Genomic DNA, 20,518 nt, shown 5'->3' with positions numbered 1-20,518 from the left:
GCGGCATGGCGGGCGACAACGTGGGCGTGCTGCTGCGCGGCGTGGCGCGTGACGACGTGGAACGTGGCCAGGTGCTGGCGAAGCCCGGCAGCATCAAGCCGCACACGAAGTTCGAAGCGAGCGTGTACGTGCTGAGCAAGGACGAAGGCGGGCGTCACAGCGCGTTCTTCGGCGGGTACCGCCCGCAGTTCTACTTCCGCACGACGGACGTGACGGGCGTGGTGGAACTGCCCGAAGGCGTGGAGATGGTCATGCCCGGCGATAACATCACGTTCGTGGTTGAGCTGATCAAGCCGATCGCGATGGAAGAAGGCCTGCGCTTCGCGATCCGCGAAGGTGGCCGTACCGTCGGCGCCGGCGTCGTCGCCAAAGTCATCGAGTAATCCAGTTTTACTGAGGGGAGGCCTGCGGGTCTCCCCTTTTTTGCTGCTCCCTGCTCTGATGCGCTGATGTTCTGCGCGCTGAGAGGCCCGCCGCTGATCCTGCGACGGTACGGGTAGGCGCGCGCCGTTCACTCTGCTGACCCCGACTGGGCAGACTGGGTGACTCTGTTCGCCCCGCTGCCGGGTGTGCGGCAGGTATTCGTGCTGGATGTGGATCCGGTGCCAACCTCCTGTGGGATGGCGGTGCCGCTGATGGAGTTCGTGCAGGGCCGTGAGGGTCTGAATACATGGGCGTCCGGGGAGGGTGAAGATCGACTCCGGGAGTATCGGGGACGAAAAAACGCCGTCTGCATCGACGGTTTTCCGACTGGGCTGCCGGGCACAGTGGACACCTGACCCTGGACTCTCTATAATTGGAATGTTGCCCGCCAGAAGGCGGGCTTTTACCAGCGGGTCCGGACGCCCACCGTGGCAGAACGACCACCATCAGGAACGCTGGGAGCAGACCCCCGGACAGAGGGACTGCGAAGGAGCAACATCATGGCGAAAGACGGCCCCCGCATCATCGTGAAAATGGAAAGCAGCGCAGGCACCGGCTTCTACTACACGACCACCAAGAACCGCCGCAACACGCAGGCCAAGATGGAACTGCGTAAGTACGACCCCGTTGCCAAGAAGCACGTTGTCTTCAAGGAGAAGAAGGTCTGATTTCCCCTGCCGGGCGCACGCGGCCTGATGGCAGCGGCCCGGCAGTCCGGTTTCGACTCTTTCTCTTTGCGCAGGTGAACGCATGAACTTGATTCAGTACTTCCGTGACTCGCGCGCGGAACTGTCGCGTGTCTCGTGGCCTACCCGCCAGCAGGTGCTGGAGGGAACCCAGGCCGTGGTGATCTTCGTGATTGCCCTGACCCTCATCGTGTACGCGCTTGACCTGCTGTTCAGCAACCTGATTCGGGCGGTGCTTTGATGGGTATTGAATGGTACGCCGTGCATACCTACGTGGGTCAGGAAGACCGCGTGGAGCAGCACCTGATGGACCGCGCCGGCAAGCTCGGCATGCGCGGCACGAAGATCTTCCAGGTGCTTCAACCCACCGAGGAAGCCGTGGAACTCCGTGACGGTGGCAAGAAAGAAACCGTGAAACGCAAGCTGTTCCCCGGCTACGTGTTCGTGCAGATGGACATCGAGGACGACGACGCGCCCGGCGAGCTGGGCGAGTCCTGGGAAGTGGTGCGCGGCACGAACGGCGTGACCGGCTTCGTCGGTACGTCCACCCGGCCCGTGCCCCTCTCGCCCGAGGAAGTGCAGCGTCTGCTGGCCTCGGTCGGCGTGGCGGCGCAACCGGTGGTCGAGGAAGCGCCGCGCGTGAAGGTGGACTTCAAGGCGGGCGACATGGTGCGCGTCACGGGCGGTCCGTTCGCGGACTTCAGCGGCGTCATCAGCGAGGTCAACCTTCCGCAGGCCAAGGTCAAGGTGCTGGTCAGCATCTTCGGCCGTGAAACGCCGGTCGAACTCGACTTCAGTCAGGTCGCCAAGTAAGTCCCGGGGACGGCCTGGATGCCGTGCTGGCCGCCGCGCCGCGCCATTCAGGTTGCCCACCACCCCGCCTGACTCCCTGTACCTGCGGCGCAAGCCTTGGCAAATGAGGCAGAAGGCAGTAAAATCGAAAAGTTGCTGTCAATCCACCCCAGGGTGGAAGCGCAGAACTTAGCGTCAGCACCCCGACCGGCCTCCTTCAGGCGGCGCGGCAGGGGGAGCTAAGGAGGAATACATGAAAAAAGTCGCAGGTTTAGTCAAACTGCAACTCCCGGCAGGTAAGGCCACTCCGGCCCCCCCCGTGGGTCCCGCGCTCGGTCAGTACGGCGCGAACATCATGGAGTTCACGAAGGCGTTCAACGCGATGACGGCCGACAAGGGTGACGCGATCATCCCCGTCGAGATCACCATCTTCGCCGACCGCTCCTTCACCTTCATCACCAAGACCCCCCCCATGAGCTACCTGATCCGCAAGGCCGCCGGCCTGCAGAAAGGCAGCGCGACCCCCAACAAGGCCAAGGTCGGCAAGCTCAGCTGGGACCAGGTTCTGGAAATCGCCAAGACCAAGATGCCCGACCTGAACGCTGGCAGCGTCGAAGCCGCCGCGAACACGGTCGCTGGCACCGCGCGCTCCATGGGCGTGACCATCGAGGGGGCCCCGAATGCCTAAGCACGGTAAGCGTTACGAGGCGCTCGTCGCCAAGGTGGACCGCAGCAAGCAGTACACCATCGACGAGGCCGCCGCGCTGGTCAAGGACATCGCCACCGCGAAGTTCGACGAGACCGTCGAAGTGCACTTCCGCCTCGGCATCGACCCCCGCAAGAGCGACCAGAACGTGCGTGGCACGGTCGCCCTGCCCCACGGCACCGGCCGTAGCGTGCGCGTCGCCGTGATCACCAAGGGTGAGAACGTGCAGGCCGCCGAGGCTGCTGGCGCGGACGTGGTCGGCAGTGACGAACTGATCGAGCGCATCGCCGGTGGGTTCATGGAGTTCGACGCTGTTGTCGCCACCCCCGACATGATGGCCCAGGTCGGCCAGAAGCTCGCGCGTCTGCTCGGGCCGCGCGGCCTGCTGCCCAACCCCAAGAGCGGCACCGTCGGTCCCGACGTGGCTGGCATGGTCAAGAGCCTGAAAGCCGGTCGCATCGAGTTCCGTAACGACAAGACCGGCGTCGTCCACGCGCCCATCGGCAAGGCCAGCTTCGAACCCGGCAACCTCAGCGCCAACTACAGCGCGCTGATCAGCGCCCTCGAAGCCGCCAAGCCCGGCAGCGCCAAGGGCGTGTTCCTGCGCAGCGCCTTCCTGACCACCACGATGGGCCCCAGCATCCAGCTGACCCTCAGCGGCGGCAGCAACGCCTGAGCAGGACCGTCGGTGGAAGAAGGTTGATGGTTGACAGAAAAAACCATTGACCATCAACCTTCACCCATCGACACTTCTTATCGGCACCCCGGTGCACTCCTCGCACCTTTCCAATCCGTTTCTTTTCAGGCATCCATGACAGCGGGGACCCTTGCCAGGTTTAAACATCCCGCCGAGTTGTCAGGTGACGAGCACTGCACCTGGACTTGTTCCCACCTAGGAGGTACTGCGTGGCGAACGACAAGAACCAGCAGACCCTCAGCAGCCTCAAGGGCAGCCTCACGGGCATCGACACGTTCTACGTGGTCGACTACCAGGGACTGACCGCCGGCCAGCTGGGCAAACTGCGTAAAGACATCCGCGAGAAGGGCGGGCAGCTGATTGTTGCCAAGAACACCCTGATCAACCTCGCCCTTCAGGACGGCGGCCGTGACTTTGCCGACGCTCTGAAAGGCCCCAGCGCCATCGTTGTCGCCCATGAAGACCCCGCCGGGGTCGCCAAGGCCCTCAGCGACGCCGCCAAAGGCAACGACAAGGGCATCCCGACCGTCAAGGCCGGCTTTGTCGAGGGCAACCGCGTCGACGTGAAAGTCGTCGAGCGTCTGGCCAGCCTGGGCAGCAAGCAGAGCCTGCAGGGCGAGCTGGTGGGCGTGCTCAGCGCGCACCTCAGCAACTTCGTGGGCGTCCTCGAAGCGTACAAGACCAAACTCGAAGAACAGGCCTGAACGCCTGAGCGTTCCCCACCGGAACGCCCTTCATTCACATTCTCAGCATCACCCACTTCAATTTCGGAGGAACACATCATGGCTTACGACAAACAGGCTCTTATCGACCAGCTCGGCCAGCTCACCATCATGGAACTCGCGGACCTCATCGACGGTCTGAAGGAAACCTGGGGCGTCACCGCCGCCGTCGCCGCCGGCCCCGCCGCCGCTGCCGGCCCCGCCGCTGAAGAGAAGACCGAGTTCGACGTCATCCTCGTTGACGCCGGCGCCAGCAAGATCAACGTCATTAAGGAAATCCGCGCCATCACTGGCCTGGGCCTGAAAGAAGCCAAGGACATGAGCGAGAAGGGCGGCGCGCTGAAAGAAGGCATCAGCAAGGACGAAGCCGAGAAGATCAAGGCCCAGCTGGAAGCTGCTGGCGCCCGCGTCGAACTCAAGTAAGTCCCCCCAACCGGGAGTGCAGCCCCCAGCTTCGGCTGGGGGTTTTTTCGTGCCGTGACCGCGCCGTCCCCTACGGCGCGCGGCGGGCCAGCACCTGCCGCACGAACACCGACGCGTCCTGCTGCAACTGCGCCTGCACGCCGGGCGGCAGGTCGGGGCGGGCCGCGACGTACATCCGCACGCCGTAATCACGGTCGGCGGCCAGGGCGCGCAGTGTGTCGTCCCGCAGGTCTGGGCGGGCTGCTACGCGTGAACGCACCTGCCACGCCGGGTGCCTCGCCAGTGCGGCCAGCTGGGCGGGCGTCAGGTCCGGGTGACTGGCCACGGCTGCGACCACCCCGGCGTCCGGGTGGGACAGGGCGTGCCGCCGCAGCCAGTCGGGCGCGGCGGGGCAGCCGATCAGGGCCAGCAGGGTGGCGCGCGGCGTGTCCAGCAGCAGGCGCGGGTGCGCCAGCCGCAGCAGCGGCAGGGCCGGGTTGCTCAGGACCGCGCCGGGTTCGGTGGCGGCCAGGGCTTCCAGCAACGCCGGGGGCGTGTTCGGGTGCTGCGCCACGGCGGCGCGCAGTCCGGCGTCCTCCTGCCGGGCCAGGGTTTGCAACGTGGCGGCCGGGGTGCCGGGAGGGAGCGTGGCGGATCTGGTCAGCCTGTCGGTGGGATGTTCAGTGTCTCCTGCCATAGCGTCAGCAGCTCCTTCAGGTCGTCCCGCAGTTCGGCGGGCGTGCGGGTCCCGGTGCGGGGTGGGGGGAGTTCGTCCAGCAGTTCGAAAGTCAGGGCGTCCGGGCCGCCAGTGTTCCAGTCGCGTTGCAGCGCGGGCGTGCGGTGGGTGCCGGTCTGCAACTCGAAGCGGGTGCGGTTGATCAGGGCGGGTGCGTCGGGGCTGCACTGCAGGTGCGTGCGACCGCTGGGCACGTGCGTGATGCGGATGATGCCGGGTCGCGGCGTGTGGCGGTGCTCGCGCAGGCCTTCGGGGGTGGTCATGCGGGGCTGGGGGTAGACGCGGGCGCGACGGGGAAGGCTGGCGCGGCAAGGTACAGGGCGTGCAGGCGCACGTCGTCAGGCCAGCCCTGCACCTGAGCTTCGAACTGGGCGCGGTCGGCGGCGTACAGGGCGCGGGTGGCTTCCTCGTAACCGGGCAGGTCGCCCGCCATCACGCCCAGGAAGCGGTCGGCGGCCGCCTGGGCCTGCGCGCGGCGTTCGCCGTCCGGGTCGGCCCTGCGGGCCTCGTCGATCAGGCGCCGCAGCGCCGCCGACGCCCCGCCGCGCTGGCGTTCCAGCCACTCCCAGTGGCGGGGCAGCAGGCTGACCTCGCGCGACACGACGCCCAGTTTCGGGCGGCCGGGGCCGGTGCGGGGCGTTTCGGGAGCGTGGCGGGCCAGTACGTCGTCCAGGGTGCCGCTCAGGTCGAAGTCAACGCTGCGCCCTGTCTGATCGTCGAAGGTCAGCAGGCCCGCGCGCGGCCCGGCGTGCAACAGGCTGAGGGTGGCCGCGAGGGGCGCGGTCAGGCGGCGGGTGTGTCCCTCAAAGGTGGTGAAGGTGGGTTCGGTATCCATGCCCGTATTTTACCCGGATGAATTAAAGAAACGCAATATCACCCGGGTAATAAGGATGGCCTAGAGTCTCAGAACTTCGAGATGACGGGAAAGGTGCCCAGCAGTCTGAACGTGACCCCATCGACTTCCACTGACCCGTGTGGCATCGGAGGACGAACCTCCTCGCCCCGCCACTCGTCACCCGCCCCTCCACTGATGACATACAGCGCATTCCAGTCCTGTCCAGATGGAATGCGCGACGTGGCCTGCTGATCCAGCGTGAGCCAGGACGCAGAGCAGTCAGCCAGGAGCGCAGCAGGGTTGTCACCGTAAAGGTAAAAGGCAAAATCATCGTCGTACCATCCCGTCCGGAAGGCCATGGAGAAAGCCGACTTTGGTTCCCCTTCCTCTGCGGAATGGTCGAACCTCACCGCTCCGGCCAACTCCGCCTCTGCGCGTGCGTGAGCCGCCCAGACCGTCAGGGTGTCATGCACGTACCTGCTCACTTCAGCTCTTTGCGCAGTCCGGCGGCCATCTGGAACCATTCGCGTTCCTGGCGGCGGTAGAGGCTGCTGGCCTTCTGCTCGGTTTTGGCCAGGGCGTCCAGCAGAGCGCGGGCCTCGTCTTCCCGGCCCTGCCGGATCAGGTACGCGGCGTGGCGGGCGCGGGGTTCCTCGGTGGTGGCGCCGGTGATGGCGTCGCGGTAGGTCTGGTCGGCTTCGGGTTTGCCCTGGGCGTCCTGCGCCTGGGCGAGCAGGGTCAGGGTGCGGGTGCGGGTGGCGGCGCTGGTTTTCAGGTCCACGCGGTTCAGTTTCGTCTCGGCCGGGGCGGGTTCCTGCCGGGCGAGGTCCAGTTCGGCGCTGGTGAGCAGCACGACCGGATCGTCGGCGTAGATGCCGCTCAGGAGTGGGGCCAGGGTGGCCTGCGCGTCGTCGGGGCGGCCGGCGCGGGCTTGCAGGGCGGCCAGATCGGCGCGGTTCTGGAGGGTGTCGCTTTCCTGCAACTGCTCCTGGGCCTCGCGGATGCGGGTGTCGAGCGGTTTGAGGGCTTCCACGCCGCGCGCCACGGCCTGCCCGGCCACGCGGCCGCTTCCGCGCGCGGCGGGGATCAGGACCATGAAGGTGTACACGGCGGCGAAGGCCAGTCCGAACAGGCCGCCGAACAGCGCGCCGAACAGCAGCATGACGATCCAGTACACCTGCTGCCGCGTGACGACCGCGTGGATCAGGCCGATGATTGCCAGCAGGCGCAGGAGGTTCAGCAGGAAGGGCAGGTAGGGTTGCAGGGCGTCCACGGGTACATGGTACGGAAGGTGGGATGGGTCTGACCGTCAGCGCGGCTGGAATGGTCAGGTGCGGCCGGTTGTCATCAGGTCAGGTGAAGATGCGGATGGGGCAGTCAGGCGCGCAGACCGGATTGATTCCAGCGTGCGGCTGGGGCATACTTCCGGCACATCAGTAGACCGGGCGCCAGGACGCCGGGCGCGGCTCCTGCCGGCAGTTGACCTGTCATGGCGCGCGGGGGTATACTGTCCTGTGCTGACCATGATGGGTCGGGCAGGAGCTAGTTGCGGCGAACGGGTCTGCAAAACTAAGCCTTAATTCAGGGACCGCGACCGGAGGGGTTGCGTGTTCCGCCTGCGTCTTTTCCAGCCCCGGAAGGCGCAGCGCAGGACCCAGGGTGCGTGCGAGGTGGACATGAGTTTGACCGGTAAAGGACCCCGCATCGAGCGTTTCGGTGACATCGCGGAAGTGATTCCCCTTCCCAACCTGACGGAAATCCAGGTGAACTCGTTCCGCGCGTTCCTCCAGGCCGACAAGGCCCCGGAGCAGCGTGAGAACGTGGGCCTGCAGAGTGCGTTCAAAGAAGTCTTCCCCATCGACGAGACCGAGAAGGGCCGCAGCACGGGCCTGGTCCTCGATTACCTCGAGTACCGTCTGGGCGAGCCGCCCTACACGCCCGAGGAATGCCGCGAGAAGGACGTCACGTACCAGGCGCCGATGTACGCCAAGCTGCAACTGATCCACAAGGACAGCGGCCTGATCAAGGAAGACCAGGTGTTCCTGGGCGACCTGCCCCTGATGACCGAGGACGGGTCTTTCGTCATCAACGGCGCGGACCGCGTGATCATCTCGCAGATCCACCGCAGCCCCGGCGTGTACTTCACCTCGTCCTACAAGGGCATCAAGAAGATGTACACCGGCGCGATCATCCCCATGCCCAAGCGCGGCCCCTGGATCGAACTGGAGTTCGCGGGCGGCATCCTGGAAATGAAGGTCAACAAGCGCAAGTTCCCCGTGGCGATGCTGCTGCGCGTCCTCGGCTACGACGACACCAGCCTCAAGGCGCTGTTCACGGAGTTCGAGCCGGACATGGAACTGCCCGAGGACAAGAGCGCGGGCATGGGCGCCGACGAGGCGCTGCTGCGCCTGTTCACGGTGCTGCGCCCCGGCGATCCGCCCAAGCGTGACAAGGCCATCCAGTACCTGTACGGGCTGCTGGCCGACCCGCGCCGCTACGACCTGGGCGAACCCGGCCGCTTCAAGATGAACACCAAGCTGGGCGTGCAGCGTGAAGAACGCACCCTGCTGAACTTCGAGGACGGCAAGTTCACGGACGCCGGTCTGGTGGACACCATCCGTTACCTGATGGCGCTGCAGTACGGCCGCGAGACGGTCAGCATGGAAGGCGCGGACGGCGTGATGCACGACGTGCTGGTCGGCGAGGACGACATCGATCACCTCGGCAACCGCCGCGTGCGCACCGTGGGCGAACTGCTCGCCGATCAGCTGCGCGTGGGCATGGGCCGCATGGCGCGTGGCGTGCGCGAGCGCATGCTGCTCGGCAACCCGGACGCCGCGACCCCCACGAAACTCGTGAACAACCGCCCCATCGTGGCGGCCGTGCGCGAATTCTTCGGGCGCAGCCAGCTCTCGCAGTTCAAGGACCAGACCAACCCCCTGTCGGACCTGCGCCACAAGCGCCGTATCTCCGCGCTGGGGCCGGGCGGTCTGACCCGCGAACGCGCGGGCTTCGACGTGCGTGACGTTCACCGTACCCACTACGGCCGCATCTGCCCGATCGAGACGCCGGAAGGCGCCAACATCGGCCTGATCAGCAGTCTGGCCTCCTACGCGAAGGTGAACGGCCTGGGCTTCATCGAGGCGCCGTACCGCCGCGTCGAGAACGGCCTGGTCACCAGCGACGTGGTCTACATGACCGCCGACATCGAGGACCGTTACACCGTCGCGCAGGCCAACAGCCCGCTGAACGACGACGGAACCTTCAGTGACGAGCGCGTCCTGGCCCGCCGCAAGGGCGATCCCCTCTGGTACACGCCCGAAGAAGTGGACTTCATGGACGTGTCCCCGAAACAGATCGTTTCGATCAACACCAGCCTGATTCCCTTCCTGGAGCACGACGACGCCAACCGCGCCCTGATGGGTTCCAACATGCAGTCGCAGGCCGTGCCGCTCGTGCGTGCCGACAGCCCCGCCGTGGGGACCGGCGTCGAGAGCCGCGTGGTGACCGACAGCGGCACCAGCGTCGTCAGTGACGTCACGGGCAAGGTCACGTACGTGGACGCCCGCAACATCCAGGTCACCCTGACCGAGGATGCGCCCGGCATCGGCTACAGCGCCGGTAACGTCCGCACCTTCGAACTCGTGCGCTTCACGCGCAGCAACCAGGGCACCAACCTCGACCAGCACCCCATCGTGGACATCGGTGACATGGTCAAGGCCGGTCAGGTCATCGCGGACGGTCCCGCCAGCGACCTGGGCCGCCTCGCGCTGGGTCAGAACATCACGATTGCGATCATGCCCTTCGACGGCTTCAACTTCGAAGACGCGATCTGCATCAGCGAGGGTCTGGTCCGCAAGGACTTCTACACCAGCGTGCACATCGAAAAAGACGAGATCGAGGCGCGCGACACCAAGCTCGGGCCCGAGAAGATCACCCGCGACATCCCCGGCCTGAGCGAGGCCGCGCTGCGCGACCTCGACGAGGACGGCATCGTGCGCGTCGGGGCCGAGGTCAAGCCCGGCGACATCCTGGTCGGCAAGACCTCCTTCAAGGGTGAAAGCGAACCCACCCCGGAAGAGCGTCTGCTGCGCTCGATCTTCGGTGAGAAGGCCCGCGAAGTGAAGGACACCAGCCTGCGCGTGCAGTCCGGCCAGGGCGGCATCGTCGTGAAGACCGTGCGCTTCCGCCGCGGCGACGAGGGCGTGGACCTCAAGCCCGGCGTGAAGGAAATGGTCCGCGTGTACGTGGCCCAGAAACGCCAGCTGCAGGTCGGCGACAAGGTCGCGAACCGCCACGGGAACAAGGGCGTGGTCTCCAAGATCATGGCCCCCGAGGACATGCCCTACCTGGAAGACGGCACCCCCGTCGACCTGGTGTTCAACCCGCTGGGCGTGCCGTCCCGCATGAACCTCGGGCAGATCCTGGAAACCCACCTCGGTGAAGTGGCCCGCCTGACCGGACAGAAGTTCGAGACGCCCGTGTTCGACTCCGTGACCGAGGCGTCCATCAAGGAAATGCTGGAAGTCGCGGCGGCCGAACGCCTCCAGGCCCGCAAGGACGACGGTTTCGAGCTCGACAAGCGCGAGCAGGAAGTCCTCGACCGCGCCGGGAAGGTCGGCGTCGTCGACGCGCCCGAAGGCGACTACGAACGCGCCCAGATGCAACTGGCCCGCACCGGCAAGAGCGTCCTGTACGACGGCCGCAGCGGCGAACCCATCAGCGGCCCGGTCGTGGTCGGCACCATGTACGTCATGAAGCTCTACCACATGGTGGAAGACAAACTGCACGCCCGCTCCACCGGCCCGTACAGCCTCATCACCCAGCAGCCCCTCGGCGGGAAGGCCCAGTTCGGCGGCCAGCGCTTCGGGGAGATGGAAGTGTGGGCGCTCGAAGCGTACGGCGCCGCGCACGTCCTGCAGGAAATGCTGACCATCAAGTCCGACGACATCGACGGCCGCGACGCCGCGTACCAGAGCATCGTCAAGGGCGAGGAAGTCTCGGGCAGCACCATCCCCGAGTCGTTCAAGGTGCTCGTCAAGGAACTCCACTCGCTGGGCCTGGACGTCGAAGTGCTCGACGCGTACGACAAGAACGTCGACATCTTCGAAGGCATGATGCCCAAGCGCTAAGGCGCACTGACATGCGCCGCAGATGGCTGAGAGCAGATGGCAGATGGCCAACCGCACTCCAGCACAGGCCTGAATCCCGCTTCTCGCCATCTGCCATGAGCCTTCCGCCTTCCGCCTTCTCTGAAGGAGAGTCATGAAAGATTTCAGCAAAGTTCGTATCGCCATCGCCAGTCCGGAGAAGATCCGCGAGTGGTCGTTCGGTGAGGTCGAGAAACCCGAAACCATCAACTACCGCACCCTGAAACCCGAGCGGGAGGGTCTGTTCGACGAGCGTATCTTCGGGCCGCAGAAGGACTACGAGTGCGCCTGCGGGAAGTACAAGCGTCAGCGGTACGAGGGCAAGGTCTGCGAGCGCTGCGGTGTGGAAGTCACGAGCAGCAAAGTGCGCCGCTACCGCATGGGTCACATCGACTTGGCGACGCCCGCCGCGCACATCTGGTACGTGAAGGACACGCCCAGCAAGATCGGCACGCTGCTGGACCTGAGCGCCGGTCAGCTGGAGAAGGTGCTGTACTTCAGCTCCTTCCTGGTCACCACGCCCCGCAACGCCCAGAAGGACGGCCGCCCGCTCAAGCGCGGCGAACTGCTGAGCGACGACGAGTACCGCGAACTGCGGTTCGGTCGTCAGGAAACGTACGCCCTGACCGGCGGCGTGGAAGCCGAGGTGCGTGACGGCGAGTACGTCACGCGCGGCCAGATCCTGGGCGGCAACGTGGTCAGCAAGATGGACGGCCTGGCGCAGTACCGCTTCCCGCGCCGCGCGGTCATCGCGTACGCCGAGGAAGTCGAGGCCAGCCTGCCGCTGCCCGCCGACGCGCTGGTCGAGCAGGACGCCTTCCGCGCCGGGGAGATCCTGGCGGAACTGGAAGCCGACGTGCAGATCACCGCTCCGGTGGACGGCACGGTGTTCCTGCACGAGATGGGTGAGGACAGCGTCATGGTCGAGATCCGCGAGACCCTGGCCGCCGCGCCTGCCGCTGACGACGAGGAAGAGGCCGCCGCGCCCATGGGCGAGGTCCTGAGCCGCGTGTACGTGCCTCACGGCATGAACGTGCAGGTCGTGCACGGCGAGATCATCGAGGCCGGAGCCGTGCTGGCCGACGCCGCGAGCGGCACCCGCCTGCGCGTCAGCCGTGACAGCCGCCTCTCGGCCGTCACCTTCCCCAAGAAGAAGGGGGACGTGCAGGTCACGGCGCACTGGACGCGCCGCGCCGAGTACGGCATCCAGCCGCAGATGCACGTCCTGGTCGGAGACGGCAGCGAGGTCCGCCGTGGTCAGAAGATCATCGGCGCCATCGACAAGGAAGAGGAAGTCGTGGCGGAAGCCGACGGCGTCATCACCCTGCACAACCCCGCCAGCATCATCGTCAGCAAGGCCAAGGTGTACACCTACGACGACGAGCCCCTCGTCGTGAACGGTGACCGCGTCGAGCCCGGCGACGAGCTTGCCGACGGTGGCAACCTCCAGAGCGACATCAGCGGCCGCATCGAGATCGACCTGGTCCGCAAGCAGGTCCGTGTGATCGAGTCGTACGACTTCGAGGCGAAGATGGGCGCCGAGGCCGTCAAGGAACTCCTGGACGACCTGAACCTCGACGAGCTGGAAGTCGAACTGAACGAGATGATGAAGGACTCCAGCCGCCACAAGCGCGCCAAGGCCCGCAAGCGCCTGGAAGTGACCCGCGCCTTCAAGCGCAGCGGCAACCACCCCAGCTGGATGATCCTGAACACCGTGCCCGTCATGCCCCCGGACCTGCGTCCGATGGTGCAGGTGGACGGCGGCCGCTTCGCGACGTCGGACCTGAACGACCTGTACCGCCGCCTGATCAACCGCAACAACCGCCTGAAGAAACTGATGAGCCAGGGCGCGCCGGACATGATCATCCGCAACGAGAAGCGCATGCTTCAGGAAGCGGTGGACGCCCTGATCGACAACGGCCGCCGCGGCAGCCCCGTCACCAACCCCGGCAGCGACCGCTCGCTGCGTTCCCTGACCGACCTGCTCGGCGGGAAACAGGGCCGCTTCCGTCAGAACCTGCTCGGGAAGCGCGTGGACTACTCCGGCCGAAGCGTGATCGTGGTCGGCCCGCAGCTCAAGCTGCACCAGTGCGGTGTGCCCAAGCGCATGGCGCTCGAACTCTTCAAGCCGTTCCTGTTCAAGGTGCTCGAAGAGAAGGGCGAGGTCACGAACATCAAGCAGGCCCGCAAGATGCTCGAACGCTACCGCGACACCCGCGACAGCGTCTGGGACGCCCTGGAAGAGGTCATCGAGGACAAGGTCGTGCTGCTCAACCGCGCGCCCACCCTGCACCGACTGGGCATCCAGGCCTTCGAGCCCGTGCTGGTCGAGGGTCAGTCCATCCAGCTGCACCCGCTGGTCTGTGAAGCCTTCAACGCCGACTTCGACGGCGACCAGATGGCCATCCACGTCCCCCTGAGCGCCCAGGCGCAGGCCGAGGCGCGCATCCAGATGCTCAGCGCGCACAACCTGCTGTCCCCCGCGAACGGCGAGCCGAACGTCAAGCCCAGCCGCGACATCATCCTGGGGATCTTCACGCTGACCCTGCTGCGCACCGACAACCTCGGCGCGGGCAGCGAGTTCAGCAGCGAGCAGGACGCCCTGGCCGCCCTGGACGCCGGGAAGATCGCGCTGAACAGCGCCATCACCGTGAACGGCCGGGAAACCAGCGCCGGACGCCTGAAGTACGTCTTCAGCAACCCGGACGAGGCCATCATGGCCGTGAACCGCGGCACCATCGACCACCAGGACTTCGTGCGCATCCGCCTGAACGGCGTGACGTACGACACCAGCGCGGGCCGCGTGATGTTCCGCCGGATCGTGCAGGAGGCGCTGGGCACCCAGGCCGCCCTGGTCGACACCCTCGTGAACCTGGAAACGGCGTACGAGAAAGACCACCTGAAAGACATGATCATGGCGTGCTTCAAGCACCTGGGGATCGAGGCGACCGCCGGGCTGCTCGACGGCCTGAAGGACGCGGGCTTCAAGCTCTCCACGACCTCCGGCATCACCATCGGCATCGACGACATCGTCATCCCGCCCGCCAAGACCGAGATCCTGGCCGAAGCGGACGCCAAGGTCGCCGAGATCGAGCAGAACTTCGAGTTCGGCTTCATGACCGAGGAAGAGCGCTACAAGCAGGTCGTGCAGCTCTGGAACGACACCAAGGACGAAGTCAAGAACGCCATGTTCGACAACTTCGGCAAGAACTACCCCTTCAACCCCCTGTGGATCATGAGCCTGTCGGGCGCCCGTGGTAACGCGCAGCAGATCACGCAGCTCGCCGGGATGCGCGGCCTGATGGCCCGCCCCGACGGCAGCACCATCGAAGTGCCGATCCGCGCCTCCTTCCGCGAGGGCCTGTCCGTGCTGGAGTACTTCATCAGCACCCACGGCGCCCGTAAGGGTGGGGCCGACACCGCGCTGCGTACCGCCGACTCCGGCTACCTGACCCGTAAGCTGGTCGACGTGGCCCACGAAGTCGTCGTGCGCGACGTGGACTGCGGCACCACCGACTACACCGCCATCCCGCTGGGCGCCGTGGACGAGCGCACGGGCGAATGGCGCAGCCGCAAGGCCAGCGAGATCGAAACCAGCATCTACGGCCGCACCCTGACCGACGCCGTGGAAATCGACGGCCACACCATCGAAGCCGACACCATGCTGTCCCTGGAAGACGTCAAGGCGATCACCAGGAACGCCAAGGTCCTCCAGAGCGTGTTCGTGCGCACCCCCCTGAACTGCCGCGTCAAGAGTGGCGTGTGCCAGAAGTGCTACGGCTACGACCTCTCGCAGGCCAAGCCCGTCAGCATGGGCGAAGCGGTCGGTGTGGTCGCCGCCGAATCCATCGGGGAACCCGGCACGCAGCTCACCATGCGTACCTTCCACACCGGCGGGGTCGCCGGCAGCGGCGGCGGGGACATCACCATGGGTCTGCCCCGCGTGATCGAACTGTTCGAGGCCCGCAAGCCCAAGACCAGCGCGGCCGTGGCTGACCGTGACGGCACCGTCCGCATCGAGGAAGAGGAAGAACGCTACCTCGTGCGCATCGAGGCCGACGACGACCAGTACTCCAGCAAGACCGCCACCAAGATCAGCAAGAGCCTGCGCATGATCGTCAAGGACGGCGACCGCGTCGAGGCCGGCCAGCCGCTCACGCGCGGCGCCATCAACCCCCACGACCTGCTGCTGTACAAGGACACCGACGCCGCCCAGCGCTACCTGGTGGAAGAAGTGCAGCGCGTGTACCGCAGCCAGGGCGTGAAGGTCCACGACAAGCACATCGAAGTGATCGTCCGCCAGATGCTCCGCTGGGTCGAGATCACCGACGGCGGCGACACCGAACTGCTCGAAGGGCAGACCGTGGAACGCTGGGAAGTCGACCAGGCCAACGACCTGCTCGAAGACGGCCAGACGCCCAGCTCCTGGAAGCCGGTCCTGCTGGGCATCACCAAGAGCAGCCTGACCACCAAGAGCTGGCTGTCCGCCGCGAGCTTCCAGCACACCACGCACGTCCTGACCGAAGCCAGCATGAAGGGCCAGGTCGACGACCTGATCGGCCTGAAGGAGAACGTCATCCTCGGGAAACTGATTCCCGCCGGGACCGGCCTTCAGACCGTGCGCGACATGCAGGTCGCCGACGACCGCACGCTCGAGAAGTACGGCGAGAACAACACCAGCAGCGACTCCGTCACCGGGGACCGCTCCTACGACGACACCCGCCCGGGCGTCGTGAACGACAACGTCACGTACACCAACTGAACTTGATGACCTGACGACGGTTCAAAGCAGAACCCCCCACCTGACGACGGGTGGGGGGTTTTCTGCTGTGATGGTGTTGCCTGGGCCTCATACGGGTTCCGTTTGTTTCGTTGACCCGGAAGGGCGCCGGGTTGCCAACTCCACGTCCGGAACCCGCTTCGACTCCTACTCGCTCCGCTCGGATTCAACGGGCTTTGCAGCCCATTCAATCAGAGTCCATATCAGCCGGGCGTGACGGTCACGGTCACGTCCCGCCCCTCCTCCAGCACCTCGGCGCGGCGCACGGCAACCTTGACCGGCAGAAGGTACCCACCGTCCTTCGGGAAGATGGCCGTGCGGAAGGTCGTCCCGCCCACCCGCGCGTGGCAGGGAATCATGCCCCAGCCGTACGTGACCAGCCGCGCCGCGCCGCGCAGGTCCGGCACCAGTTCATCCGGCACGCGCAGGAAGTAGTGCGGGGCCGGGCCGCGCCACTGGAACAGGGTCGCCGTGAAGGTCAGGGACATGCGGGTAGCGTAGCGGGTCGCGGGCAGATGATCACGCGTCGAGTTGCTCGCCGACGTCTTTCATCAGACGCTCGTCGTACAGTCCGGCGTAGTGTTCGCCGAGCGCCACCAGGAATTTCATTTCCTCGCGGGTGGTGCTGGCGCTCAGGCGCGTCTCGAAACTCAGGAGCAGCGCGCCGTACGCGAGGCTGCCGGACCCGGCAATGGCGATCATGACCGGCAGCAGGCCCGCGCTCTGGCCCAGCAGGGCGCTGCCGCCGATCAGGATGCTGGTCAGGACCAGCAGTGCCACGGCGAGGTACAGGGCGGTCATGGCGCGCACGATGATGCGGCTGCGGCGGGCCAGTCGCGGGAGTTGCTTGACGATCAGGCGTTTCTCCTCGCGGGCGAGGCCCTCCTGGCGGCCGTCCTCGGTCACCAGAACCTTGAAGCGGGCCGTGAGTTGCCGCACGCGGTCCGTCACGCGGCCCAGGCGACTGCTGGTGCTCATGAGGAGGGTGCCGGCGCCGCTGATCAGAACGGCCGGAGTGATCATGGATGTCAGGACCTGCAGGCCGGAATCTGCCATGCCTTCAGGGTACGCGCTGCGGCACGCGGGAACTGCCGTGCGATCTGGATTCCGGCCGCGCGGCGGGATGGACGGCAGGCTCTTTTATCCATCTGGGAGGGATCACACAGGTTTTCTAAGGGTTCGTTCAAGGGGGGGCCGTGAACTTCGATAAATCTGCATATTCCCTGCACGGTCCCTGCATGCCCGGGGCGCATTCTCTATCTCAAGACGGGAGGCAGCCACGAGGCGCACCCGCCACCCAAGGAGAACCACCATGAAAAAGACCCTGATGACCGTGACCGCCGCTCTCGCCCTGACCTTCACCGCCGCTCCCGCCTTCGCCGCGACCGTGTACGCCACTGACGGCAACGGCCAGGAGTTCAGCGCGCTGTACACCGAGTCGAGCTGGATGGCCATCGAGGTGCCCCTGGCTGACCTGGGCGGCACGCTGCCCGGCGACCTGAGCCTCACCACCACCGGCCTGAGCAAGGGCACGACCATCACGCTGAACAGCAGCGAGGTCATGGGCGACCGCGCCCTGCTGTACGTGACCGTGGAACGCGACGACACCAGCGCCGTCGTGAACGACATGGCCAGCATCACCGTGAACGCCTCGGGCAAGGCCCTGACCACCGTGACCATCCCGGTGTACGGCGCCGCGTACGACCAGTAATCTACGCAGGAAACGCAGGGACAGGGGGTCCACTTCTCAGGAGGTGGACCCCCTCGCCTGCGTTGCCTGTTCTGCGTTGCCTGTTCTGCGCGCCCTGGCCTGGGGATGCCTGGGCTACCCTGGGGGCATGTGGCTGTCAGGACGGGCGGAAGCGGTGCCGGGAAGCGTGTTCGCGTTGATGGACGCGGCGAAGGGGCGGGCGCGGGCGGCGGGTCTGAGCGTGACTGACCTGAGTATCGGCAGCAGTGACCTCCCCCCGCCGGACGCGGTGCTGGACGTGCTGCGCGACGCGACGCGGGACGCCGGCACGTACCGGTACCCGCTGTTCAGTGACACGGCCCCGCTGCGGGAGGCGGCTGCCGACTACCTGCGCCGTCGGTTCGGGGTGACGGTGAACGCGGATGCGGAGGTGCTGCCGCTGATCGGCGCGCAGGAGGGGTTGGCGCACCTGCTGCTGGCCGTGACGGACCCCGGTGACACGCTGCTGCTGCCGGACCCGTGCTACCCGCCGTACCTGGGCGCGGCGGCCGTGGCGGGCCTGAACGTGGTGACGTTGCCGCTGCGGCCCGAGCGGGACTTCCTGCCGGACCTGGAGAGCGTACCGGACAGCGTGCGTCCGCGTGTGCTGCTGCTGAATTACCCGAACAATCCGACGTCGGCGGTGGCGGACGCGGCGTTCTTCCGGGAGGCGGCCGCGTGGTGCCGGGCGCGGGGCACGCTGCTGGTGCATGACAACCCGTACGCGGAACTGACGTTCGGGGAGTACCGCGCGCCGGGTGTGCTGGAGGCCGGGCTGGACGGCGTGGTCGAGCTGCACTCGCTGAGCAAGACGCATCACATGGGCGGGTTCCGGGTGGGGTTCGCGGCTGGGGATGCCGGGGCGGTCGCGGCGCTGGCGCGCGTGAAGGGCGCCGTCGATTTCCACCCGTACCTGGGGATTCAGCGGGCGGCGGCGCACGCGCTCTCGCTGCCGGACGCGGTGGGCCGGGCGGGCGCGGCGGTGTTCGAGGCGCGGCGGGACGCGCTGATTCCGGCGTTGCGGGCGCTGGGCTGGGAGGTGGCGACGCCGCAGGCCAGCATGTACGCCTGGGCGCGCGTGCCGGGCGTGCGGGACAGCGTGTCGTTCGCGGTGCGGGCGGCCGAGCAGACGGGCGTGGCCGTCAGTCCCGGCGCGGCGTTCGGGGCGGGTGGCGAGGGCTTCGTGCGTTTCGCGCTGGTGCAGCCGCCGCAGGTGCTGCGCGAGGCGGCGCGCCTGCTGGGGACCGTCCCGGTCGGCTGACAACAGCCGTGAGGCGCGGGCCGTTCATATCGGCTGCGCCTCACGGCACCTCTAACGGCACTTCTATCTGCGTGGCCTTCTGCCGACAGCCCACAGGAGCGCGGGGGTGCAGGCGAAACAGGCGGCAGAACGTATTTATACGGATTCCGTCTGTTTCGTTAACAACCCGGAAGGGCGCCGGGTTGCCAACTCCACGCCCGGAATCCTCTTTGCTCCTACTCGCGTCCGCTCGGATTGAATAGTTTTTGCAAACCATTCAATCGGAGTCCGTATTACTTGTCGAACTTGCCGTACCCGGCGGCGCTGCGGCGCTGCGCTCCGCGGGCGTAGTCCATCTGCATCTCGACGGTGTCGTGCTTGCCTTCGGTGAAGGTGCTGTCGTGAATCCAGTAGTTCAGGCGGTCGTCTCCGAGTTGCACCCAGAACTTGTGTTCGTCTTCGGGATCGCGCCAGAAGGCGACGTGTTCAAAGGCGTTCTTCTCGGCCCAGACCTGAATGTCCGTGAGGACACGGGCGGCCTTGGGGTGAGTCATCTCGAATTCCTTGCCGTCTGCCTCGTTGCGGAACTTGATCTCGACCATGGTGGGTGTAGCGTAACAGACCGGACGGGCGGCCGGAACAGGAACGGACTGAGCGTCCCTTCAGACGCGCCGGCGGGCGGCGGGCGGTATGCTCCGGCGCGATGACGGAACTGGAACTGGACCGGAGCGTCGGCCTGAAGGTCACGACCCTGAACGTGAACGGGCTGCGCAGCGCGCTGCGTAAGGGCCTGCTGGACTGGGCGGCGCGGGAACGGCCGGACGTGCTGCTGCTTCAGGAGGTGCGGGCCGACCCGATGCCGGACGCACTGGCGGGTCTGGGGTATCAGGGCGCGTGGTTCCCGGCGCAGAAGGCCGGGTACAGCGGCGTGGCGATCCTGGCGCGCCGCCCGCTGGAGGACGTGCAGACCGGCATGGCGCACGCCGAGATGGACGCCGAGGGCCGCGTGATCAGCGCCGTGGTGGGGGGCGTGCGCTTTGCGAGCGTGTACCTGCCGAGCGGCAGCAGCGGCCCGGAACGTCAGGGATTCAAGGACCGCGTGCTGGGCGACTTTCAGACCTGGACGGACGCGCTGCTGGCCGGGGGGATGCCGGTGGTGATCGGCGGGGATTACAACGTCGCGCACCGGGAGGTGGACCTGAAGAACTGGCGCGGCAACCAGAAGAACAGCGGGTTCCTGCCGCACGAGCGGGAGTGGATGACCCGTCACCTCGCGTCGGGCCTGACGGACACGCACCGCGCGTGGCTGGGCGAGCAGGCCGAGTACACCTGGTGGAGTAACCGCGCGAACGCCTACGCGAACAACGTGGGGTGGCGCATCGATTACCTGCTGGCCGCAGGTGTGGACGTGCGGGACGTGCGGGTGGGCCGGGACGCCCGCCTGAGCGATCACGCGCCGCTCAGCGCGCAGGTGCTGCCCGGCGCGGCGGCAAGGGCGGCGGGTGAAGGACCGGTCAGGTGAGAGCGGCGCGGCGCGTGTTATGCTGACCGTGCTGCCGGGTTCAGGACAGCGCCCCCATCACGCCCGTTGCCGGGCAACTGCCAGTTCGGGCGGTGGGT

The 20,518-nt window shown here is 66.7% G+C and carries 22 protein-coding genes; 14 read left to right on the top strand and 8 right to left on the bottom strand.

The features are described 5' to 3' along the window. The 9 genes from IEY70_RS15200 to rplL form a co-directional block, all read left to right on the top strand. Window positions 1–383, top strand: a 383-nt coding sequence (locus IEY70_RS15200; RefSeq protein WP_505706063.1) for an EF-Tu C-terminal domain-related protein, incomplete at its 5' end; no start/stop codon positions are given. 159 nt (window positions 384–542) lie between these two features. Further along, a complete protein-coding gene (locus IEY70_RS15195; RefSeq protein ID WP_189065882.1) occupies window positions 543–779 on the top strand; it encodes a hypothetical protein in 237 nt (78 codons plus the stop codon). 144 nt (window positions 780–923) lie between these two features. Next, window positions 924–1,091: a 50S ribosomal protein L33 gene (rpmG, locus tag IEY70_RS15190; protein ID WP_022800165.1), complete on the top strand. Its 168-nt coding sequence runs from the start codon at window positions 924–926 to the stop codon at window positions 1,089–1,091. An 82-nt stretch (window positions 1,092–1,173) separates the two neighbouring features. Beyond that, window positions 1,174–1,350, top strand: a complete 177-nt coding sequence (gene secE / locus IEY70_RS15185) for a preprotein translocase subunit SecE (RefSeq protein WP_189065881.1) — start codon at window positions 1,174–1,176, stop codon at window positions 1,348–1,350. Continuing rightward, on the top strand, window positions 1,350–1,922 hold the full coding sequence (gene nusG, locus IEY70_RS15180; RefSeq protein WP_189065880.1) for a transcription termination/antitermination protein NusG: 573 nt from the start codon (window positions 1,350–1,352) through the stop codon (window positions 1,920–1,922). Before secE ends, nusG begins: the two co-directional genes overlap by 1 nt. Before the next feature lie 232 nt (window positions 1,923–2,154). Further along, on the top strand, window positions 2,155–2,589 hold the full coding sequence (gene rplK, locus IEY70_RS15175) for a 50S ribosomal protein L11 (protein WP_189065879.1): 435 nt from the start codon (window positions 2,155–2,157) through the stop codon (window positions 2,587–2,589). After that, a complete protein-coding gene (gene rplA, locus IEY70_RS15170) occupies window positions 2,582–3,283 on the top strand; it encodes a 50S ribosomal protein L1 (RefSeq protein WP_189065878.1) in 702 nt (233 codons plus the stop codon). Before rplK ends, rplA begins: the two co-directional genes overlap by 8 nt. A 230-nt stretch (window positions 3,284–3,513) precedes the next feature. Further along, window positions 3,514–4,008 carry a 50S ribosomal protein L10 gene (rplJ, locus tag IEY70_RS15165; RefSeq protein ID WP_189065877.1) on the top strand — a complete coding sequence of 165 codons (495 nt, stop codon included), beginning with the start codon at window positions 3,514–3,516 and terminating at the stop codon, window positions 4,006–4,008. Between the two features lie 78 nt (window positions 4,009–4,086). Next, window positions 4,087–4,449, top strand: a complete 363-nt coding sequence (gene rplL, locus IEY70_RS15160) for a 50S ribosomal protein L7/L12 (protein ID WP_189065876.1) — start codon at window positions 4,087–4,089, stop codon at window positions 4,447–4,449. A 70-nt stretch (window positions 4,450–4,519) separates the two neighbouring features. On the opposite strand, the gene IEY70_RS15155 is transcribed toward rplL, so the two are convergent. The 5 genes from IEY70_RS15155 to IEY70_RS15135 form a co-directional block, all read right to left on the bottom strand. Continuing rightward, the gene (locus IEY70_RS15155) at window positions 4,520–5,125 is read right to left on the bottom strand and encodes a variant leucine-rich repeat-containing protein (protein WP_229777967.1); all 606 of its coding nucleotides are present in this window, start codon (window positions 5,123–5,125) and stop codon (window positions 4,520–4,522) included. Beyond that, window positions 5,089–5,427, bottom strand: a complete 339-nt coding sequence (locus tag IEY70_RS15150; protein WP_189065875.1) for a GIY-YIG nuclease family protein — start codon at window positions 5,425–5,427, stop codon at window positions 5,089–5,091. The genes IEY70_RS15155 and IEY70_RS15150 overlap by 37 nt, the downstream gene beginning before the upstream one ends. After that, the gene (locus tag IEY70_RS15145) at window positions 5,424–5,999 is read right to left on the bottom strand and encodes a DUF2239 family protein (protein ID WP_189065874.1); all 576 of its coding nucleotides are present in this window, start codon (window positions 5,997–5,999) and stop codon (window positions 5,424–5,426) included. Before IEY70_RS15145 ends, IEY70_RS15150 begins: the two co-directional genes overlap by 4 nt. A 68-nt stretch (window positions 6,000–6,067) precedes the next feature. Beyond that, window positions 6,068–6,472, bottom strand: coding sequence for a hypothetical protein (locus tag IEY70_RS15140; RefSeq protein WP_189065873.1), 405 nt, complete (start codon window positions 6,470–6,472; stop codon window positions 6,068–6,070). Window positions 6,473–6,480: 8 nt separating this feature from the next. Then, window positions 6,481–7,272, bottom strand: a complete 792-nt coding sequence (locus tag IEY70_RS15135) for a hypothetical protein (RefSeq protein WP_189065872.1) — start codon at window positions 7,270–7,272, stop codon at window positions 6,481–6,483. A 403-nt stretch (window positions 7,273–7,675) separates the two neighbouring features. Here IEY70_RS15135 and rpoB point away from each other — a divergent pair, with 403 nt between their 5' ends. Then, window positions 7,676–11,131 carry a DNA-directed RNA polymerase subunit beta gene (gene rpoB, locus IEY70_RS15130; protein WP_189065871.1) on the top strand — a complete coding sequence of 1,152 codons (3,456 nt, stop codon included), beginning with the start codon at window positions 7,676–7,678 and terminating at the stop codon, window positions 11,129–11,131. A 133-nt stretch (window positions 11,132–11,264) separates the two neighbouring features. Continuing rightward, a complete protein-coding gene (locus IEY70_RS15125) occupies window positions 11,265–15,911 on the top strand; it encodes a DNA-directed RNA polymerase subunit beta' (protein WP_189065870.1) in 4,647 nt (1,548 codons plus the stop codon). 221 nt (window positions 15,912–16,132) lie between these two features. Here IEY70_RS15125 and IEY70_RS15120 read toward each other — a convergent pair whose 3' ends face one another. Further along, on the bottom strand, window positions 16,133–16,417 hold the full coding sequence (locus IEY70_RS15120) for a DUF1905 domain-containing protein (RefSeq protein ID WP_189065869.1): 285 nt from the start codon (window positions 16,415–16,417) through the stop codon (window positions 16,133–16,135). 31 nt (window positions 16,418–16,448) lie between these two features. Next, entirely contained in the window at window positions 16,449–16,985 is a 537-nt protein-coding gene (locus tag IEY70_RS15115) for a DUF2721 domain-containing protein (RefSeq protein ID WP_189065868.1), read from the bottom strand. 256 nt (window positions 16,986–17,241) lie between these two features. Here IEY70_RS15115 and IEY70_RS15110 point away from each other — a divergent pair, with 256 nt between their 5' ends. Further along, window positions 17,242–17,640 carry a hypothetical protein gene (locus tag IEY70_RS15110; protein ID WP_189065867.1) on the top strand — a complete coding sequence of 133 codons (399 nt, stop codon included), beginning with the start codon at window positions 17,242–17,244 and terminating at the stop codon, window positions 17,638–17,640. 127 nt (window positions 17,641–17,767) lie between these two features. Next, complete coding sequence (locus tag IEY70_RS15105; protein WP_189065866.1) at window positions 17,768–18,919, top strand: aminotransferase class I/II-fold pyridoxal phosphate-dependent enzyme; 1,152 nt, start codon at window positions 17,768–17,770, stop codon at window positions 18,917–18,919. A gap of 272 nt (window positions 18,920–19,191) precedes the next feature. Here IEY70_RS15105 and IEY70_RS15100 read toward each other — a convergent pair whose 3' ends face one another. Then, on the bottom strand, window positions 19,192–19,500 hold the full coding sequence (locus IEY70_RS15100) for a hypothetical protein (protein WP_189065865.1): 309 nt from the start codon (window positions 19,498–19,500) through the stop codon (window positions 19,192–19,194). 101 nt (window positions 19,501–19,601) lie between these two features. On the opposite strand from IEY70_RS15100, the gene IEY70_RS15095 reads away from it, so the two are divergent. After that, a complete protein-coding gene (locus IEY70_RS15095; RefSeq protein WP_189065864.1) occupies window positions 19,602–20,420 on the top strand; it encodes an exodeoxyribonuclease III in 819 nt (272 codons plus the stop codon). The last annotated feature ends 98 nt before the right edge of the window (window positions 20,421–20,518 follow it).

The organism is Deinococcus seoulensis (genome assembly GCF_014648115.1).
Taxonomy (GTDB): Bacteria; Deinococcota; Deinococci; order Deinococcales; family Deinococcaceae; genus Deinococcus; species Deinococcus seoulensis.
Note: the sequence above shows the minus strand (reverse complement) of the source record. Positions and strands in the feature narration are given on the sequence as shown.

Coding starts and splice junctions, on each gene's coding strand:
- rplA (WP_189065878.1), top strand. CDS start 2,582: ATGCCTAAGCACGGTAAGCGTTACGAGGCGCTCGTCGCCAAGGTGGAC.
- rplK (WP_189065879.1), top strand. CDS start 2,155: ATGAAAAAAGTCGCAGGTTTAGTCAAACTGCAACTCCCGGCAGGTAAG.
- IEY70_RS15095 (WP_189065864.1), top strand. CDS start 19,602: ATGACGGAACTGGAACTGGACCGGAGCGTCGGCCTGAAGGTCACGACC.
- IEY70_RS15120 (WP_189065869.1), bottom strand. CDS start 16,417: ATGTCCCTGACCTTCACGGCGACCCTGTTCCAGTGGCGCGGCCCGGCC.
- rpoB (WP_189065871.1), top strand. CDS start 7,676: ATGAGTTTGACCGGTAAAGGACCCCGCATCGAGCGTTTCGGTGACATC.
- IEY70_RS15100 (WP_189065865.1), bottom strand. CDS start 19,500: ATGGTCGAGATCAAGTTCCGCAACGAGGCAGACGGCAAGGAATTCGAG.
- IEY70_RS15150 (WP_189065875.1), bottom strand. CDS start 5,427: ATGACCACCCCCGAAGGCCTGCGCGAGCACCGCCACACGCCGCGACCC.
- rplL (WP_189065876.1), top strand. CDS start 4,087: ATGGCTTACGACAAACAGGCTCTTATCGACCAGCTCGGCCAGCTCACC.
- IEY70_RS15125 (WP_189065870.1), top strand. CDS start 11,265: ATGAAAGATTTCAGCAAAGTTCGTATCGCCATCGCCAGTCCGGAGAAG.
- IEY70_RS15145 (WP_189065874.1), bottom strand. CDS start 5,999: ATGGATACCGAACCCACCTTCACCACCTTTGAGGGACACACCCGCCGC.
- IEY70_RS15115 (WP_189065868.1), bottom strand. CDS start 16,985: ATGGCAGATTCCGGCCTGCAGGTCCTGACATCCATGATCACTCCGGCC.
- nusG (WP_189065880.1), top strand. CDS start 1,350: ATGGGTATTGAATGGTACGCCGTGCATACCTACGTGGGTCAGGAAGAC.
- IEY70_RS15110 (WP_189065867.1), top strand. CDS start 17,242: ATGAAAAAGACCCTGATGACCGTGACCGCCGCTCTCGCCCTGACCTTC.
- IEY70_RS15155 (WP_229777967.1), bottom strand. CDS start 5,125: ATGGCAGGAGACACTGAACATCCCACCGACAGGCTGACCAGATCCGCC.
- secE (WP_189065881.1), top strand. CDS start 1,174: ATGAACTTGATTCAGTACTTCCGTGACTCGCGCGCGGAACTGTCGCGT.
- IEY70_RS15105 (WP_189065866.1), top strand. CDS start 17,768: ATGTGGCTGTCAGGACGGGCGGAAGCGGTGCCGGGAAGCGTGTTCGCG.
- rpmG (WP_022800165.1), top strand. CDS start 924: ATGGCGAAAGACGGCCCCCGCATCATCGTGAAAATGGAAAGCAGCGCA.